The sequence below is a fragment of the Treponema sp. Marseille-Q4130 genome (assembly GCF_014334325.1).
Classification (GTDB): Bacteria; Spirochaetota; Spirochaetia; order Treponematales; family Treponemataceae; genus Treponema_D.
Map to the genome: position 1 here is coordinate 46490 of NZ_JACSET010000002.1, position 16945 is coordinate 63434.

Annotated in this window: 17 protein-coding genes; 5 read left to right on the forward strand and 12 right to left on the reverse strand. The window is 51.8% G+C overall.

All coding sequences use genetic code 11. From position 1 onward, the window contains the following. The first annotated feature begins 86 nt into the window (after positions 1 to 86). The 5 genes from coaD (at position 87) to H9I36_RS02075 (ending at position 4902) form a co-directional block, all read left to right on the forward strand. The gene (gene coaD, locus H9I36_RS02055) at positions 87 to 566 is read left to right on the forward strand and encodes a pantetheine-phosphate adenylyltransferase (protein WP_187383738.1); all 480 of its coding nucleotides are present in this window, start codon (positions 87 to 89) and stop codon (positions 564 to 566) included. A gap of 194 nt (positions 567 to 760) precedes the next feature. Further along, on the forward strand, positions 761 to 949 hold the full coding sequence (gene rpmF / locus H9I36_RS02060; protein ID WP_180486266.1) for a 50S ribosomal protein L32: 189 nt from the start codon (positions 761 to 763) through the stop codon (positions 947 to 949). A gap of 16 nt (positions 950 to 965) precedes the next feature. Next, on the forward strand, positions 966 to 1208 hold the full coding sequence (gene acpP / locus H9I36_RS02065) for an acyl carrier protein (RefSeq protein WP_187383739.1): 243 nt from the start codon (positions 966 to 968) through the stop codon (positions 1206 to 1208). 79 nt (positions 1209 to 1287) lie between these two features. Further along, positions 1288 to 2037: a ribonuclease III gene (gene rnc, locus H9I36_RS02070; protein ID WP_187383740.1), complete on the forward strand. Its 750-nt coding sequence runs from the start codon at positions 1288 to 1290 to the stop codon at positions 2035 to 2037. Positions 2038 to 2061: 24 nt separating this feature from the next. Then, entirely contained in the window at positions 2062 to 4902 is a 2841-nt protein-coding gene (locus H9I36_RS02075) for an adenylate/guanylate cyclase domain-containing protein (RefSeq protein ID WP_187383741.1), read from the forward strand. Between the two features lie 62 nt (positions 4903 to 4964). On the opposite strand, the gene H9I36_RS02080 is transcribed toward H9I36_RS02075, so the two are convergent. From H9I36_RS02080 to H9I36_RS02135, 12 genes are all read right to left on the reverse strand, one after another. Continuing rightward, positions 4965 to 5312, reverse strand: a complete 348-nt coding sequence (locus H9I36_RS02080; RefSeq protein ID WP_187383742.1) for a hypothetical protein — start codon at positions 5310 to 5312, stop codon at positions 4965 to 4967. Between the two features lie 37 nt (positions 5313 to 5349). Beyond that, complete coding sequence (locus tag H9I36_RS02085; RefSeq protein ID WP_187383743.1) at positions 5350 to 6960, reverse strand: FAD-dependent oxidoreductase; 1611 nt, start codon at positions 6958 to 6960, stop codon at positions 5350 to 5352. Between the two features lie 19 nt (positions 6961 to 6979). Then, positions 6980 to 7657, reverse strand: coding sequence for a 4Fe-4S dicluster domain-containing protein (locus tag H9I36_RS02090; protein ID WP_187383744.1), 678 nt, complete (start codon positions 7655 to 7657; stop codon positions 6980 to 6982). Between the two features lie 63 nt (positions 7658 to 7720). Next, a complete protein-coding gene (locus tag H9I36_RS02095) occupies positions 7721 to 8548 on the reverse strand; it encodes an FAD/NAD(P)-binding protein (RefSeq protein ID WP_180486260.1) in 828 nt (275 codons plus the stop codon). After that, complete coding sequence (locus H9I36_RS02100; RefSeq protein WP_187383745.1) at positions 8538 to 9605, reverse strand: 4Fe-4S dicluster domain-containing protein; 1068 nt, start codon at positions 9603 to 9605, stop codon at positions 8538 to 8540. Before H9I36_RS02100 ends, H9I36_RS02095 begins: the two co-directional genes overlap by 11 nt. Further along, positions 9602 to 10576, reverse strand: coding sequence for a 4Fe-4S dicluster domain-containing protein (locus tag H9I36_RS02105; protein WP_187383746.1), 975 nt, complete (start codon positions 10574 to 10576; stop codon positions 9602 to 9604). The genes H9I36_RS02100 and H9I36_RS02105 overlap by 4 nt, the downstream gene beginning before the upstream one ends. Beyond that, positions 10561 to 11061 (reverse strand): hydrogenase iron-sulfur subunit, encoded by a 501-nt coding sequence (locus H9I36_RS02110; protein WP_486389536.1) that lies wholly within the window; start codon positions 11059 to 11061, stop codon positions 10561 to 10563. The genes H9I36_RS02105 and H9I36_RS02110 overlap by 16 nt, the downstream gene beginning before the upstream one ends. Next, positions 11052 to 13049: a CoB--CoM heterodisulfide reductase iron-sulfur subunit A family protein gene (locus H9I36_RS02115; RefSeq protein WP_187383747.1), complete on the reverse strand. Its 1998-nt coding sequence runs from the start codon at positions 13047 to 13049 to the stop codon at positions 11052 to 11054. The genes H9I36_RS02110 and H9I36_RS02115 overlap by 10 nt, the downstream gene beginning before the upstream one ends. Before the next feature lie 2 nt (positions 13050 to 13051). Next, positions 13052 to 13447: a 4Fe-4S dicluster domain-containing protein gene (locus tag H9I36_RS02120; protein WP_187383748.1), complete on the reverse strand. Its 396-nt coding sequence runs from the start codon at positions 13445 to 13447 to the stop codon at positions 13052 to 13054. Beyond that, positions 13434 to 14252, reverse strand: coding sequence for a CoB--CoM heterodisulfide reductase iron-sulfur subunit B family protein (locus H9I36_RS02125; protein ID WP_187383749.1), 819 nt, complete (start codon positions 14250 to 14252; stop codon positions 13434 to 13436). Before H9I36_RS02125 ends, H9I36_RS02120 begins: the two co-directional genes overlap by 14 nt. Positions 14253 to 14330: 78 nt before the next feature. After that, complete coding sequence (gene fumC, locus H9I36_RS02130) at positions 14331 to 15722, reverse strand: class II fumarate hydratase (protein WP_187383750.1); 1392 nt, start codon at positions 15720 to 15722, stop codon at positions 14331 to 14333. A 274-nt stretch (positions 15723 to 15996) separates the two neighbouring features. Then, positions 15997 to 16944 (reverse strand): L-lactate dehydrogenase, encoded by a 948-nt coding sequence (locus H9I36_RS02135; protein ID WP_187383751.1) that lies wholly within the window; start codon positions 16942 to 16944, stop codon positions 15997 to 15999. Between the last annotated feature and the right edge of the window lies 1 nt (position 16945).

Here is a 16945-nt window from a genome sequence, read left to right on the forward strand (position 1 = left end):
CAGTATAACTCATCTGCAAATAAAGCGGCTATAGGGTAATGTGTCTTCGCCTTGTACAATTTCCGATCCCGCGTTAATATGATCGTATGACAACAGCAGTATTTCCGGGTTCGTTCGATCCGCCGACAAACGGGCATTTAAGCATTATCAAAAGAGCGAGCAAGCTCTTCGATACGGTCGATGTCGTCATTGCGGTAAACTCGAACAAACAGTACCTCTTTACGGAAGAGGAGCGCTACCGCATGATGAAAGAAATCATCAAGCCGTATGCGAACGTGACGCTCCATCTGTGCAGCGAGCTCGTCGCGCAGTATGCGAAAAAGACGGGCGCAAATGTGCTGCTGCGCGGCATCCGCAACACGAACGATTTTGCATACGAATTCGATCTGTCGCTCATGAATCATATGCTGAACCCCGACATCGAAACGCTGTTCATACCGACGGAGCAGCGCTACGTCATCGTCAAATCGAGTTCGATAAAAGAGTTGGCGCAGTATCACGGAGATATTTCGTCGATGGTGCCGCCGATCGTCGAAGCGGCGCTGAAAGCGAAATTCCCCGAGTGAGATGCGAGTCCGCTGCCGTATACACAGATGCCGAACGGAGTGTCCTCAGCCGTTGCTCCATAAAGCGTGTTCTCGATAAGCGTGTTACGGAGCGTTGACTAAAAGCGGAAAAATGTTATAATAGATTGACATTAGGCTGGAAACTGTTGTACTATTGACCGCAGTTATTCAGAAAAAAGCGAGGTTTAAGTATAATGGCAGTACCCAGATCAAAAACTTCAAAAGCCGTGACGAAAAGACGGCAGGGTGTGAATATGCATCTTGTGGCACCGCAGCTTGTTCCGTGCAACAACTGCGGGAACCTTGTGCAGCCGCATCGTGTTTGTCCGAAATGCGGATTTTACCGCGGACGTCAGGTAATTACGCCGGAATCAAACGGCTGATGCAGGGAGCGTAAACATGGACGAATTATTCAGCAAAATCCAGAAACTCATTGCCGAGAAGCTGGAAATCGATGAAAGCAAAATCACCCTCGATTCTTCTTTCAGAGGGGATCTCGGTGCGGACAGTCTCGATACCTACGAGCTTGTCTACGCGATCGAAGAAGAATTGGGTGTGAGCATTCCCGATGACAAAGCGAATGAATTCGAAACCGTCCGCGACGCGTACGAATTCATCAAAGCCGAACAGGCAAAAAAATAACGCAGCCGTTCGGATGTCCTATGATAAAACACAAGCCGTGAACGCTTGTGTTTTTTTTATGATGTAGGTTTGCAGGCTTATGTACATAAAACGGAAAAACTTTTCATCCGAACGCAAAAAACAACTCGTTGCCTTTTGTAAGCCGCTCGGCTTACGCTTCCGCGACCTTGCACTTCTCGAACTCGCGTTTCGTCATCGTTCGTATTCAAACGAAAGCGACGATAAACATCCCCTGAACAACGAACGCCTCGAGTTTTTGGGCGATTCGGTGCTGGGTCTTGCTGCTGCGGCATATCTGTACGAAACTTTCGAGGATAATCCCGAAGGGGATTTGGCGCGGATCAAAGCCGTCGTCGTTTCGGAAAAAACGCTCGCACCGATCGCGCTCCGATTCGGCATCGACAAAATGCTCGTTTTGGGACACGGGGAGGAGCTGAGCGGCGGCAGACAAAAGCCCGCCATACTCGCGGACTGTATGGAATCGATCATAGGTGCGTACTTTCTCGATTCGGGGTATGCGGCCGCCGAAAAATACGTGCTTTCGTTTCTCGTCCCTGAAATCGAAAAAGTCCACGACGACCGCGGTTCGAAAGATTATAAAACCCTGCTCCAGGAATTGTATCAAAAAAAGACAAAAGAATGTCCTCGCTACGAAACGGTGAGTGTCACCGGCCCCGATCACGATCGAACGTTTTCCGTTGCGGTGCACCTCGGAGATGCCGCATACGGTCCCGAAAGCGGTAAAAGTAAAAAAGAAGCCGAACAAAAGGCTGCAAAAAAAGCGTATACGGTTCTGACTTTTGAAACAGACCCTCTGACAGATGCGTAAATGTGTGCTATACTGAAAGGCAGTATGGCACAGGAAAAGAAAACAAAAAAAAGCTCGTCTTTTTTTACATCACTCGGTTTTATCGTTCTCATTGCGACTGCCGCCGTTTTTTCGCTGCTCGGTGTTTTCGGTTTTTTTCAAAAACTCGATTACCGTATGTACGACCTTTTGCTCGGACTGCGAAAAGAGCCGAAACAATCGGAGAGGATTTTATTCGTCAACATCGATGACGACTCGATTCAAGCGCTCGGCGAATGGCCGTGGAGCCGCGACATCATCGCCGATTGTCTTTTGCGCATACGCGAGCTCGGGGCGGAAAGCATCGTTTTCGATGTAGAATATCTTTCGCCTTCTCCGCGGGGAGTGGCGCCGAACGCCGAAGAAAATATGGATGCGGCGATTTCGGCAGGCAGGAGCGACATCACCGATGTCATCAACGAGCTTTCCGAATCGGTGAGCCGCGGCTTCGTTTCCCGCGCGGAGCTTCCGGCAGTGACGAAAGATATGATCGCAAATTACATCGAGCCTGCGCTTTCAAATATGCAGGCCGATATCGCATCGAAAATATACCGCGATAACGACGATTATTTTGCACGGGCGATTCAATTTTTCGGCAATACATGGCTTACCGTAAATACGCGCGATGTGGCGATCACGCTTTCCGATGAAGAAAGGACGTACGCGCAAAAACGCATTTTGCTGTCGAACGTCACCGATACCGGCGGTTTTATTTTGCGCGACAATCAGCATACGTCGGACGAACAGTATAACGGACAAAAAACGGGATTCGCTCCCGCGCTCCACACGCTTATCGCTCGCGCATCAGGCGCGGGGTTTACGAACGTCGTCATCGACAGCGACGGCACGCGGCGGAGAATCGAACTGCTCTACGATTACGACGGAAAATACGCGGCTCAGCTTTCGTTTGCCCCGCTCTTGCGTACGCTCGATGCCGAACGTATGGAGCGTACGCGGAACTCGCTCATCGTATTCAACGCGCTTTTTCCGGGAGAGACGGAAAGAACGACCGTAAAGATACCGCTCGACAGCCGCGGGCGCATGCTTATCAACTGGCTGCACCGTGAGCAGGGAAAATCGTTTCGAAACGAATCGCTCGTCTTTTTAAAAGATCTCGATTTTATCGAAGAGGCCGTCGTCGCAACGCTCGGCAATATACGCGGCAACGAACTGCTTGCTCCCGACGGAAGCGCGCTTGCCTATACGGGTGCTGCGGAAAAATTATTAAAACAATATAAAGCGATCGACGAAAAAAAGCAGGCGCTGCTTGCCAAGTGCGCAGGTTTCAACGAGGACGGAGAGCTCATCGACGGGATAAGCGCAGGCGAATACGAAAACTATTTTGCCGCGAGGGAAGCCTTTTACAACGATATCGGTTTGTTTATCGATGCGGGCTATATGAAAACGATCGATGATCGTATGAAAGAACTTTTAAAAGCGGGGCTGCAGCAAGAGCAAGCCGAGAGTTTTATCGACGTCATGAAAGAGCAATTCGACCTCCTTTCCGACAATTATAAAACCTATCTGCAGTACGTACACGATATGAAAGACGTATACCGGGCGTCGTACTGCATCATCGGAAACACCGCATCGAGCACGACCGATCTCGGAACGAACCCCTTTACGCGAAGCTATCCGAATGTCGGCACGCATGCGAACGTTATGAACACGATTTTGCAGCGAGATTTTATCACGCCGTTGCCGTGGTATTACGGCATGATCGCAGCCTTTGTTTTAATGCTTTTCGTCATGTTTATGACGTACGGCAGATCCGATGCGATGCAAAATACCGTAATCGGCATCGCAGTCTTCCTCATCCTGAGCGCCTTTATCCTTTTCATGGTTCTACCCGGTTATTATATTCCTGCAGTTATACCCGGACTTTTTACGCTGTTCGTATATATCGCGGGGATTATTTTGCGCTTTGTGCACAGCGACAGGGAAAAGCGATTTTTGCGCCGCGCGTTTTCGACCTATCTTTCGAAAGACGTCGTCAATGCGATCGTCGAAGATCCCGAAAAACTTTCGCTCGGCGGAGAAGACAAACACATGACCGCTCTCTTTTCCGACATCAAAGGATTTTCGTCGTTCAGCGAACTCGTCACGCCGACGCAGCTCGTATCGATTTTAAACGAATACCTCGGCTTGCTCAGCGATACGATTTTGAACTATAACGGCACGATCGATAAATACATCGGAGACGCGATCGTTTCGTTTTTCGGTGCACCGATCGATTTGCCCGATCATGCATATCGCGCCTGTGCCGCGGCTGTGCGCATGAAGCAGGCGGAAAAACTGTACAACGAACAGCACCTCGCACATAAGGATATTCCGCGCGAACTCGAAACGCGGATCGGCATCAACACGGGCAATATGGTCGTCGGAAACATGGGCACGAATATGAAGATGAATTACACGATTATGGGTAACGATGTCAACCTTGCGAGCCGTCTTGAAGGCGTTAATAAAATCTACAAGTCGTGGATCCTCGTTTCCGAGACGACGTGGAACGAAGCCGATTCGGGCGAACACAAAGGCGAACTCGTTTCCCGCAGGCTCGACAGAGTGCGCGTCGTCGGAATCAATAAGCCCGTACAGCTGTACAATATACTCGGCTTTAGAAGCGAAATGCCGCAGAACGAACTTGCGTCCCTCGATGAATTCCACGAAGCGCTCGACAAATACCTCGCCCGCGATTTTAAAAAAGCGGGGAAGATGTTTATGAACGCGAATAAACTGAACCCTGCCGACGGAGCGTCTCTCGTGTTCGCCGAACGCTGTAAAGATTACCTCAAACAGGGTATCCCCGACGATTGGGACGGCGTGATGAATATGACGACGAAATAGCGGAAAAAAATCCGGCTCGCCCGCTTTCGCGACCTTATCGAAGCGGACGGGCGCATGAGCGCTTACGCTTCGATGATAATCGCTTCACTCACCGAATTTTCGATGCGTTTATTCCGAAAGTAAAGGCATATATCCGTCGTCACCATGATGATGTTCGGAATATAAAACCAAAAGGCGAGGTTGTATTTGTGCTCGAGGAGCTTTGCGCTTATGCCGCAGATATAGCCGAACGCGATAAAACACATAAACAAAAGGCTTTTGCCCTTTGTCGATTTCGATTTCAGCGAGCGGGCGATCGACATCGGCCATGAAAGACCGAAGCATAAAATCATAATCGATTCGAGAATGCTCGCGGGGTAAAATACGCCGCCCTTTAAGATTCCGAGAAATTCAAGTACCTGATGTTCCATAGTTTTTATCATTCCTCCCTGTACAAATATATCGTTTTTAGAGTTCGCCGTCTCTATGCGTATAATGCGGCAAAAGGCGGGGTGAGCGCGATTGCGTTTTTATGCCTGCCGCCACCCTCTCTTTTTCGAAATCCTTTACGTGTTCGAGCGAAAGTTTTTGAGGCATCGCGTTTTTTTGCGCCTCTCGTGCGCCCGCCGTTCCCGCGATGCGTCCGAAGACGACAACGTCCAAAAGCGAGTTTCCCATGAGACGGTTCGTCCCGTGAATGCCGCCGGATGCTTCACCTGCGACGAAGAGGTTTCCGATATTCGTTTTGCACTCCCTGTCGATTTCGACGCCGCCGTTTTGATAGTGCAGGGTGGGGTAGACGAGGATCGGATCGCGCCTGATATCGATGTCGTATTTTTCGAACATGCGCAGCATCGCGGGTATGCGCTTTTCGATCGTGCCTTCTCCGTTTTTCAACTCGATCATCGGCGTGTCGAGCCATACGCCTTCTCCCATACCCGTCGGAATGCCCTTGCCTTTTTTTACTTCGCGGATGATGCCGGCCGCTTCCACGTCGCGCGTTTCAAGCGGATGGATAAAAGCATCCCCGTCGATATTGCACACTTTTGCGCCGAGTGAGCGCACTTTTTCCGTAACGAGCGCGCCGAACACTTGCTGCGGATAGGCGACGCCGGTCGGATGGTATTGGAGCGAATACTGATAGAGGAGTTTTGCGCCCGCGCGATACGCGAGCACGAGTCCGTCCGCCGTCGCGCCGTAGTGATTCGACGTCGGAAAGCCCTGATAGTGCATACGTCCGGCTCCCCCTGTCGCGATGATGACGGCTTTTGCCTTTGCGACGAGCAGCTCTTTCGTTTCTATGTTCATGAGCACGGCACCGGCACAGTTTCCTTTTTCATCTTTTAATAATTCCACCGCGCTCGTAAAATCGACGACGGTAATCCGCTCGGCGCGATTTAAAACTTCGTCGCGGAGCGTGCGCATGATTTCGGCGCCCGAATAATCTTTACACGCGTGCATGCGTTTTCTGCTCGTACCGCCTCCGTGCGTCGTAATCATCGTGCCGTCTTTTTCTTTGTCGAATTCGACGCCGAGCGTGTTGAGCCACTGAATCGTTTCGGGCGCACGGGTGACGAGTTCGTAGACGAGTTCCTTTTTTGCGTCGAAGTGACCGCCGCCGAAAGCGTCGAGAAAATGCCGTTCGGGCGAATCGTTCGCTTTGTCGGCCGCTTGAATGCCGCCTTCGGCCATCATCGTGTTCGCATCTCCGACGCGGAGTTTTGTGACGAGGAGCACTTTTGCGCCCGCGTTGTCCGCTTCTATCGCCGCCGCCGTTCCCGCACCACCTCCTCCGATAATGAGTACGTCGGTTTCGTAATCGGCTTTCGTCAAATCGATTTTTTCAGGTTCTATGCGCGGCATGCCTTGTAAAATTTCCGCAAGCTCAAGCGGCGCTTTTTCACCCTTATTCGGCCCGATTTTAAGTTCGGTAAACTGCTCCGTTATATGATCGGGATGATATTCCCGCAGTACCGCCTCTTTTTCTTCAGCACTCATGCGGTGCGGTTCAAATGCGGCGTTTTCCTTTCTCTTTGCGGCGACCTTTTCCGCCGACTCTTTCATAATGCCCGTATACATGTGTTCACGCTCCTTTTCGTCACGCTTCGATGTCGCGGCTGTTGTACAGCTCTTTGATTTGATCGATCGGCTTTGCCATAAGATTTTGAATCAGACTTTCGAATTTTCCGTCTTTGATCTCTCCGACGCGTTCGGTCAAATGCTTGGCTTCCGGCTGGATGTATTTGCCGTTTAAGCGGCGCGCGAGTTCGGCCACTTGCGGATGGCTGATTTCTGCCGGACAGCGCGACGAGCAGATGCCGCACATAACGCAGTCGAAAGATTCGTCCGCGCAGTTTTGAAATTCGCCGCGCTGCGCATAGGCGATGTACTGCATGACGTGCAAGTTCTGCGGGCACGCGCGCGTACAGGCATTGCAGCCGACACATGCGTAGATTTCGGGATAGAGCTCCATCATGATCCGCTGTTCGGCCGTGACCGCATCGATGTCGTACACTTGCTTTACGAGCGGAAAAAACGGCAGCGTCGCGATGTACATATTGTCGACGACTTTTGTCTGGCACGCCAAGCACGTGTACAGGTGGTTTTGTCCTTTGATGCGGTACACCGTTGCGCATGCGCCGCAAAAACCGTTTCTGCACCCGCAGCCGCGCACGAGTTCGTAACCGGCGTATTCCATCGCATTCATGATCGTCAGATGTTCGGGCACTTCGTATCGTTTCCCGAACAGGTAAATGTTTATCAATTTTTCCGACATGGCACAGTCCTCTTTAAATTATTAGATTCAATCCGTTTCGCTTACCAATCGACATATCGTCCGTCAATATTCGGGCGGAAGGGCTCCGAGTTCGTCGAACGAAAACACCGGCCCGTCTTTACATACGTATTTGTCGCCGATATTGCACCTGCCGCATTTTCCGATGCCGCATTTCATACGCATCTCCATCGTCGTAAATATCTGCGTATCTTTAAAGCCGAGCTCTTTGAGTCCGGCGAGCGTCAAGTGGATGAGGATGGGCGGACCGCACATGATCGCCGTCATACTCGTGTCGGGGTTGAGCTCTTTGACATAGGGCGGCACAAAACCGACGTGACCGTCCCAATCGTCTTGAGCTTTATCGATCGTCAAATATACGGTAAAGTCCGGAGCTTTCATCCACTCTTCGGTGATCTCTTTGTACGCGACAAGATCCTGTTTCGAGCGCGAACCGTAAACGATCGTCACTTTGCCGTAATCGCTTCGGTGAGAACGGACGTAGTTGATAACGCTTCGAAGCGGAGCGAGACCTATACCGCCTGCGACAAAGAGCAAGTCTTTGCCTTTAAAAACGGTGTCGACGGGAAAGCCGTTTCCGAGCGGACCTCTCACGCCTATCTCCTGTCCTTCTTCGGCCGCATGCAGCCACGACGTGACGCATCCGCATTTTTTTATGCTGAACTCCTGATATGCTTCGACCGTCGGAGAGGACGTTATCGAAATCATTGAATCCCCGACGCCCGGAACGGAGAGTATCGCGCACTGACCGGGCTTGTGGTAAAACAATTTTTTTCCGTCGCGTCCGACCACGCGGAAAGTCTTTACGTCTCCCGTTTCATCGCGTATGTCGGTGATTACGCCGATGTACGGAATCAACATGTCATTTTCCATCGTGTACCTCCGGCTTTTCGATTCGGGTGTCGTCGTTTATCGTTTTCATAACTTTTACGATGTTCATGCGGATGGGGCAGCTTTCGAGGCATCTTCCGCAGCCGACGCAGCTGTAAACGCCGCCGTGATCCATCGGATAATACACGAGCTTGTGCATAAAGCGCTGACGGAAGCGCTCCTTTTGCGTGTGCCGCGGATTTTCCGCCGCCATCTTCGTAAAGTCCGAAAACATACAGCTGTCCCAGCAGCGAAACTGCCGTATGCCGCATCCGGTATCGAAACTCCTGATGTCAAAACACATACACGTCGGACACACGTATGTACAAGTGCCGCAGCCCAAGCACGCTTCCGAAAGGTTTTCCCACACCGGCAGATTGAAAATCGAAAGCATGTTTTCGCCGCGAAATTTCGAAAGGTCGATATCGACGAAAGGCAGTTTGTCGATTTTTTCCCGCGTCGCCTTTTGCTGTTTTTCGACGATATCCGCGCCGCTCTCGCTCGTCATGCTTTTGATGATTTCGATAAACGCGTCTCCCTTTTCGGTGTTTGCGCGAAAAAAGACCTTTCCGTCTGCGATCCACGCGCTCGCATCTCCTTGCGGCTCGGCAGCATCGATGCCGTAGAGTTTACAAAAACAGGTTTCTTTCGGTTCCGAGCAGGCGAGCGTGACGACGGTGCCGTGTTCACGCCGCGTTTTGTAGTAGGTGTCGACCGGCTGCATATTGATGTACACGTCGTCGACGATCGCAAAACTTGCAGCGTCGCACGCGCGTACGCCGAAAACGATAAAATCTTCCGATTCGGTACGCGGATCTTCGACTTCGATTTTTTTGCCCGAAAGCTTGTAGTGTACGAGGTTTTCGATTTTCGGAAAGAAAAAATCTTTTGCCGATCTCACCGTTTTAAGCTCGGACGAAAGGACGTCGCCTTTTTCCCAGCGTTTAAAATCGGCTTTACCCGATGCGTCGTCTACGGGAATATACAGCGCTTCCTTTTGTGCGATGAGGGCAAAGAGCTCGTCGAGTTTTTCAAACGGCAGCGATACGAAAGTTCTCATAAGGTACCTCCCGAACGCGAATAAATGATGCCGGGTTCGGCATCGCCCGTCCTATACGTGAGCATCGGCGGCTTTGTCTCCATATCGCTTCCCGCCGTATAAGAACCGTAGAGTTCGTCGATGTCTTTAATAAATTTTCGATTGATGAGGTGCAACGGGATATGCTGGGGACACACGCGAGAGCATTCGCCGCAGTCGGTACAACGGCCTGCAACGTGCCACGCGCGGATGATATGGTACATGCTCTCTTCGAAACTCGAAGCGGCGACTTTTTGTGCAGCGCCGGATGCGGGGTTGTCGAATACGCACGTCGTACAAGTACAGGCGGGACAGACGTCGCGGCACGCATTGCAGCGGATACAGCGCGAAAGTTCGTTTTGCCAAAACGCAAAGCGCTCTTCTTCCGTCATCGCTTCGAGCTTTGCAACTTCGTCGAAGCGCGCGGAATCCCGGACGTCTCCGTCTTCTCCGATAAGTTCGTCGCAGCCGATGTGTTTTTTGCTTTTGCACACGGCGCAGCGTTCGGACAACTCTTTTTTTTCGGGGTCTTTCATGCCGTCGCACGGAACGCCGATCGCGTATACGTCGCTTCTGAAAATGCGGTGTTCTTTCAGCAATTCGGTAAAGCTGTAGGTATCGCAGGGTTTTAAAAACATGAGTATTTTCGCTTCGGGTTCCGCCTGTGTTTCGGCGTTTGCGTCTTTTTGTTTTGCAAGCGCGTTGTTCGCACGCACGGTATTTTTCGCCGTTTCGATTTTGCGCGTTTCTTTGACGAGGTATTTCGACAGGTTCGCCGCGCTGTATTCGTTGTATACGAAGTTTTTTTCGACATCGTCCGCCGACGTAAAAAGCGAAGGCGTTACATCGTAATCGAAAAGGCCTCTTCTCCAGCCGAGCACGAGCTGTACGGTTTTATCCGCAAGCAGCGCTTTTGTGCGGCTTACCAATTCGCCGGTCATTTCGCTTTGCATCGTAAATCCTCCAGCCGTTTGTTTTCTCCGAGCGCCGTTACCGTTTCGACGAACTCATGCATCGTTTTGGCAAATTTAGCGCCTTCCGCCGCGGACACCCATTCGACTCTCGTTCTCCCTTTTTCGATGCCGAGAAATTCGAGCATGGAAAAGAGGAGCGTCATGCGCCGTCTCGCAAAATAGTTGCCGCTCGTATAGTGACAGTCTCCCGGGTGACAGCCGCAGAGGATGACGCCGTCGGCTCCCCGCTGAAACGCGCGCAGGATAAAGATCGGGTTCAGGCGGCACGAACAGGGAATACGGATGATTTTGACGTCGGCCGGATATTCGAGGCGATTGCTGCCGGCCAAATCCGCTCCCGCGTACGAACACCAGTTGCAGCAAAAGGCTACGATCTTCGGTTTGAATGCACCTTTTTTTTCGAGAACATCGTTTCCGGCAGCCGCATCGACAGTCTTCGGCTGCATATCGTTTTTTACAGACATAAAGCATCGACCTCCGCCATGATTTCTTTATTCGTAAATCCTTTGAGATCCATCGCTCCCGAGGGACAGGCGACTGTACACGCGCCGCAGCCTTGACAGACGGCGGGGTTTACCTGCGCGACTCGGCGCGTCACCGTCGTGCGGTTTATGCCTCGGAAATCTTTATCGATATACGTGATCGCACCGTAGGGACACACGTTTTCGCACTGCGAGCAGCCGTTACACATCGCTTCGTCGGATTCGGCGACGCAGGGATTGTTTTTCAGTTTATCCTTTACAAGCAATCCGATAACTTTGCTCGCCGCCGCGCTTGCCTGCGAAACCGTTTCGGGTATATCCTTCGGCCCCTGCGCACAGCCTGAAAGATAGACGCCGGCAGTCGGGCTTTCGACGGGGCGGAGTTTCGGATGCGCTTCGGTAAAAAAGTCGTTCGTGTCCATACTCGCAGTGAGCATCGTCGCCAATGAGCGCGCGGACTTATCCGCTTCGATGGAAGCGGCGAGTACGACCATGTCGGCTTTGATATGCACTTGTTTATCCATGAGCAGATCCGAGCCTTGCACGTCGAGAGTACCGTCTTCTTCGACGGATACTTTTCCGACCATGCCTTTGATATAGTGCACGCCGTACTGTTCAACCGCTCTCCGGTAGAATTCGTCGAAGTTTTTTCCCGGTGTACGCACGTCGATATAAAACACGTAACACTCCGTATCGGGGTAGTGGTCTCTCGTGAGGATCGCGTGCTTTGCCGTGTACATACAGCATATTTTCGAACAGTATTCGTGACCCTTTTCCGCATCCGCCGAACAGCGGCTTCCGACGCATTGGACGAATACGATCGTTTTGGGATGCCTGCCGTCGGAAGGGCGGAGCAGGGTGCCGCCGGTAGGCCCCGCCGCATTCATGAGGCGTTCGAATTCGAGGGATGATACGACGTCTTTGCTCTGCGAATACGCGAACTCGTCGAACTTCGACAAGTCGATCGGATTGTAGCCGGTCGCGGCGACGATGGCTCCGTATTTTTCTTCAATGAACGTATCTTTCGCACCGTAGTCGATCGCCTTCGCCTGACACACCATCGAACAGACGCCGCATTTTCCCGACGTGAGCTTCATGCAGTGTGCGGCATCGATCGTCGCGATTTTCGGAACGGCTTGTGCAAAGGGAATATAGATCGCGGAGCGCTTGTCGAGATTCATATTGAATTCGTTCGGCACTTTTTTTTGCGGACACTTTTGCACGCATTCGCCGCAGCCCGTACATTTCGTTTCGTCGACGTAGCGCGCTTTGCGTTTTATCGTCACCGTAAAGTTTCCGACGAATCCTTTGATATCCGTCACTTCGCTGTACGAGAGGATTCTGATATTTTCATTTTGCCCGCATTCGACCATGCGCGGCGTGAGGATACAGGCCGCACAGTCGAGCGTCGGAAAGGTTTTGTCGAGCTGCGCCATTTTGCCGCCGATCGTCGGCTTCGCTTCGACGATGTCTACCGGAAACCCCGCGTCCGCGATGTCGATCGCCGTCTGAATGCCCGCGATACCTCCGCCGATGACGAGAGCGCGCTTGGTGACCGGCGTTTCGCCCGCAGTGAGCGGTTCGTTCAACAGCACTTTTGCGATCGCAGCTTTTCCGAGCGAAATCGCCTTTGCCGTTGCCGTCGGCATATCTTTGCATATCCACGAATCCTGCTCTCGGATGTTCGCTACTTCGAGCAGATAGGGATTGATACCCGCTTTTTCCGCACACTTTCGGAATGTCGCTTCGTGCATACGAGGCGAACAGGAACACACGACAACTCCGCCGAGCTCATGTTTTTTTATCGTGTCGGCGATGAGATCCTGACCCGTCTGCGAGCACATATAGGTGTAGTCCGTCGAAAAGACGACGCCCGCTTCTTTTCCGAGCGCGTCCGCGACGGCTTTTACATCGACCGTGCCCGCTATATTCGTGCCGCAGTGGCACACAAAAACTCCGATTTTCCGCATACTCACTTCCTATACTTTCTGAATGCGCTGACGATCGCTTGCTGCGGCATATCGCCGTCGATATAAAGCGGCACTTTTTCCGCGGCGAGGCGTTCCGCACCCCGCTCTCGTTCGACGACGGTGCGCACCGCTTCTACGATCTTCGCAGGTTCGACTTGGCGCGGACATCTTTCCATGCACGCAAAACACGACAGACAACGGTACGTCGATTCCGTTTTCAAAAGCGCTTCGATATCGCCGGTTTCGACCATGTGTACGAATTCGTGCGGGTGATATTCCATATCGTCGTAGGACGGGCAAGTACCCGAACACTTTCCGCACTGCATACACTTGCGCACGTTTACTCCGCTGACCGAAAGTATTTCATCGCGGATTTTATTGAGTTCAGACTGCAGCACGGCATTGCTCCTTGACGCCGAGCGCTTCGGCGAGCAGTTCGGTAAAATACAGAACGCTTACGTTTTCAGCGCTCCGATTTTTTACGAGATTATAACGGCAAAGCGGGCAGGCGGTGACGAGCAGCTCGGCTCCCTGCGATTCGGCGTTATCCAAAATCTTTTTGCACCGTTTTTCGGGAATGTCTCCGCCGTCGAACATCGTGTACGCGCCGCAGCATTCGTTCCGAAGCGAATAGCGCACAGGTGTCGCTCCGATCGCCGATATAAAATCTTCGAGGATGCTCGGATTTTCCGGATCGTCCATCTTCATAACGCGTCCCGGCCGCAAAAGGAGACAGCCGTAGTACGCTCCGATTTTTTTGCCCGCAAGCGGCTTCGTCACTTTCGCTTTGACGTTTTCCCAGCCGACCGCGTCGCGCAGCACTTCGAGATAGTGCAGCACCTTCGTTTCCCCGTGATAGGAGATGCCGTCATTTTTAAAATAGTTGTTGACTTTTACGATGACATTGTCGTCCCGCCTCATATCGTCGTTTACCTGCTTTATGACGTTGTGACACGCCGAGCATATCGTAACGAGTTCCCTCTTCGCATCGCGGGCGGCCGCAAGTGCGCGCACCGATGAAAGCTTCGTCGCGATTTCGTCTTTTGCCAGCGGATAGGTTCCGCCGCAGCACTGCCAATCGGGAATCTCTTCGAGCGTAAACCCGAGCGCTTCAGCCGATGAACGGGCATAGCGATCCAAATCGATCGCTTTGTTTCGAAGCGTGCATCCCGGAAAATACGAATATATACGGTGATCGTCCATACTCAAAAACCCCTCAATAAAACTTTTCTCCGAGCGCGTCGTGCTCTTTGCAAAGCCCGTCGCATCCGGCACCGCGCTTCAACGCTTTACGCCCGCCATTTCTTCGGGATGAAAAACTTCGTCGAATTTTTCCGCAGTCAAAAAACCGAGCGATACGCATGCGTCTTTCAGCGAAATGTTTTCTTCATACGCTTTGTGACTCGTCTTTGCCGCGTTTTCGTAGCCGATGTACGGGTTCAGCGCGGTGACGAGCATGAGCGAATTGTAGAGGTTGAAGTGCATCTTTTCTTTGTTCGCCGTAATGCCCGACGCGCAGTTGTCGTTGAACGACACGATCGCTTCGGAAAGCAGGCGTACCGACTGCAAAAAATTATACGCGATAACCGGCATAAATACGTTGAGTTCGAAATTGCCCTGGCTCGCGCCGATACCGACGGCAACGTCGTTTCCCATCACTTGCACCGCGACCATCGTCACCGCTTCGCACTGCGTCGGATTGACTTTTCCCGGCATGATAGAAGAGCCCGGCTCGTTTTCGGGAATGTGTATTTCGCCGAGACCGCAGCGCGGCCCCGAAGCGAGCCAGCGAACATCGTTTGCGATTTTTAATAAATCCGCCGCGAGCGCTTTTACTCCTCCGTGCGCAAAGACGATTTCATCTTTACTCGTGAGCGCGTGAAATTTATTAGGAGCCGTGATAAAGCGCTTTCCGGTGAGAGAAGACAGTTCTTCGGCAACTTTTACGTCGAAGCCTCGAGGCGCGTTGAGTCCCGTACCGACGGCTGTACCGCCGAGTGCGAGCTCTTTCAATTCGGGAAGCGCGAGTGAAATGAGGGTTTTGTCTTTTTCGAGGGACGTCCGCCAGCCGCTTATCTCCTGTGCGAACGAAATCGGGACGGCATCCTGCAAGTGCGTGCGCCCGCTTTTGACGACGTTTTCGTTTACCGCTTCGAGCTTTTTAAACGTCGATACAAGCAAGTCGATCGCCGGAAAGAGTTTATCTTCGATTTCGACGACGGCTGCGATGTGCATCGCCGTCGGAAAAGTGTCGTTGCTCGACTGACTCATATTGACGTCGTCGTTCGGATGACAGAGCTTTTTACCCGCGATTTCGTTTGCGCGGTTTGCGATCACTTCGTTCGCGTTCATATTCGACTGCGTGCCGCTTCCCGTCTGCCATACGACGAGCGGAAAGTGTTTGTCGAGCTTTCCTTCGATCACTTCGTCGCAGGCTTTTTCTATGCACGAAAGTTTTTCCGCCGTCATCTTTTCAGGCTTCAGCGCACAGTTCGCACGCGCGGCGGCTTTTTTCAAATGCCCGAACGCTTTTGTGATCTCGCGCGGCATCGTTTCAATGCCGACACCGATACGGAAATTTTCATGGCTGCGCTCGGTTTGCGCTCCCCAATATTTGTCGGCAGGAACTTTTACTTCTCCCATCGAATCGTGTTCAATTCTGAAATCGCCCATCGCTTTTCCCCGTATAATTATTATCGAAAATTAATAATTCAATTTCAAATTTTATTAAAATCGAAATTGACCGTTCGTTTCGCTTACCAATCAATGATCTGAAATGATTGCGGGTGAGGGTAGTATTCGGAAAAAGAAACCGATAATCGGGCAGCGGCGCAAGTTGTACAGACAGGTTATTAAAATCCCGTTCTCAGTAAAAACGGGATCTTCGTATTCGGCGCATTTTCCGATCCTGCGAACGATCGTCCGCAATCACATCAAAGCACCGATACTAAAACCGAATTTGCTTGATCGCGTCTTTTAAACAGTCCGCGCTGCGCCGCATCTGTACGATTTCCATATCGGAAAGGGGTGCGAGCAAGTGCCCGTGAAAACCCGTGCGGCCGACAACGGAAAGCATGGAAAGGCAGACGTCTTTAATGCCGTATTCGCCGTTCGCCATGGCGGAAACGGTGAGCGTCGTATCGGCGGCGTTATTGATGCAGTCGACAATGTGCGCGACCGAAATCGCCACCGCGTAAAAGGTCGCCCCTTTACGCTCGATGATCTTCCCGCCGGAACTTCGAATATAGGATTCGACTTCGTCGTGGACGAGAGGAGAAATGGGTTTGTCGCTGTCTTCACGGCAGGATTTGTATTCGTCGACGGGAATCGTTGCGATATTTGCGAGCGACCACGGAATAAACGATGAATCGCCGTGTTCTCCGAAAACGTAGGCGTGTACGTTTTGCTGTGCGATGTGATAGTATTCGGCAATGCAGGAGCGAAGGCGGGCGGTATCGAGGATCGTTCCGGAACCGAAAATTTGATTTTGCGGCAGTCCCGACATTTTGTAAAATTGATATGTCAGAATATCGACGGGATTCGAAACGATGACGTAGATCGCCGTCGAAGCGTACTTGACGATTTCGGGGATGATGCTCTTCGTGATGTCGACGTTCGTCTGCGCCAAATCCAGCCGCGTTTGTCCCGGTTTCCGTGCGACGCCCGATGTCAGAACGACGATATCGGAATCTTTTGCATCGGCGTATGTCCCTGCATAGATGGTTACGGGATCACAGAACGGCGTACCCTGACTGATGTCGAGCGCTTCGCCCAAGGCTTTTTGCGTGTTGATATCGATCATCACGATTTCAGAAGCTATGCCTTTTACGGTGAGCGCATACGCGATCGTAGAGCCGACTTGACCGGCCCCGATGATTGTGACTTTGAATGCCAAT

Bases quoted from the DNA above. Each gene is read 5' to 3' on its own strand.
- coaD (WP_187383738.1), top strand. From the start codon at position 87: ATGACAACAGCAGTATTTCCGGGTTCGTTCGATCCGCCGACAAACGGG.
- rpmF (WP_180486266.1), top strand. From the start codon at position 761: ATGGCAGTACCCAGATCAAAAACTTCAAAAGCCGTGACGAAAAGACGG.
- acpP (WP_187383739.1), top strand. From the start codon at position 966: ATGGACGAATTATTCAGCAAAATCCAGAAACTCATTGCCGAGAAGCTG.
- rnc (WP_187383740.1), top strand. From the start codon at position 1,288: ATGTACATAAAACGGAAAAACTTTTCATCCGAACGCAAAAAACAACTC.
- H9I36_RS02075 (WP_187383741.1), top strand. From the start codon at position 2,062: ATGGCACAGGAAAAGAAAACAAAAAAAAGCTCGTCTTTTTTTACATCA.
- H9I36_RS02080 (WP_187383742.1), bottom strand. From the start codon at position 5,312: ATGGAACATCAGGTACTTGAATTTCTCGGAATCTTAAAGGGCGGCGTA.
- H9I36_RS02085 (WP_187383743.1), bottom strand. From the start codon at position 6,960: ATGTATACGGGCATTATGAAAGAGTCGGCGGAAAAGGTCGCCGCAAAG.
- H9I36_RS02090 (WP_187383744.1), bottom strand. From the start codon at position 7,657: ATGTCGGAAAAATTGATAAACATTTACCTGTTCGGGAAACGATACGAA.
- H9I36_RS02095 (WP_180486260.1), bottom strand. From the start codon at position 8,548: ATGGAAAATGACATGTTGATTCCGTACATCGGCGTAATCACCGACATA.
- H9I36_RS02100 (WP_187383745.1), bottom strand. From the start codon at position 9,605: ATGAGAACTTTCGTATCGCTGCCGTTTGAAAAACTCGACGAGCTCTTT.
- H9I36_RS02105 (WP_187383746.1), bottom strand. From the start codon at position 10,576: ATGCAAAGCGAAATGACCGGCGAATTGGTAAGCCGCACAAAAGCGCTG.
- H9I36_RS02110 (WP_486389536.1), bottom strand. From the start codon at position 11,061: ATGTCTGTAAAAAACGATATGCAGCCGAAGACTGTCGATGCGGCTGCC.
- H9I36_RS02115 (WP_187383747.1), bottom strand. From the start codon at position 13,049: ATGCGGAAAATCGGAGTTTTTGTGTGCCACTGCGGCACGAATATAGCG.
- H9I36_RS02125 (WP_187383749.1), bottom strand. From the start codon at position 14,252: ATGGACGATCACCGTATATATTCGTATTTTCCGGGATGCACGCTTCGA.
- fumC (WP_187383750.1), bottom strand. From the start codon at position 15,722: ATGGGCGATTTCAGAATTGAACACGATTCGATGGGAGAAGTAAAAGTT.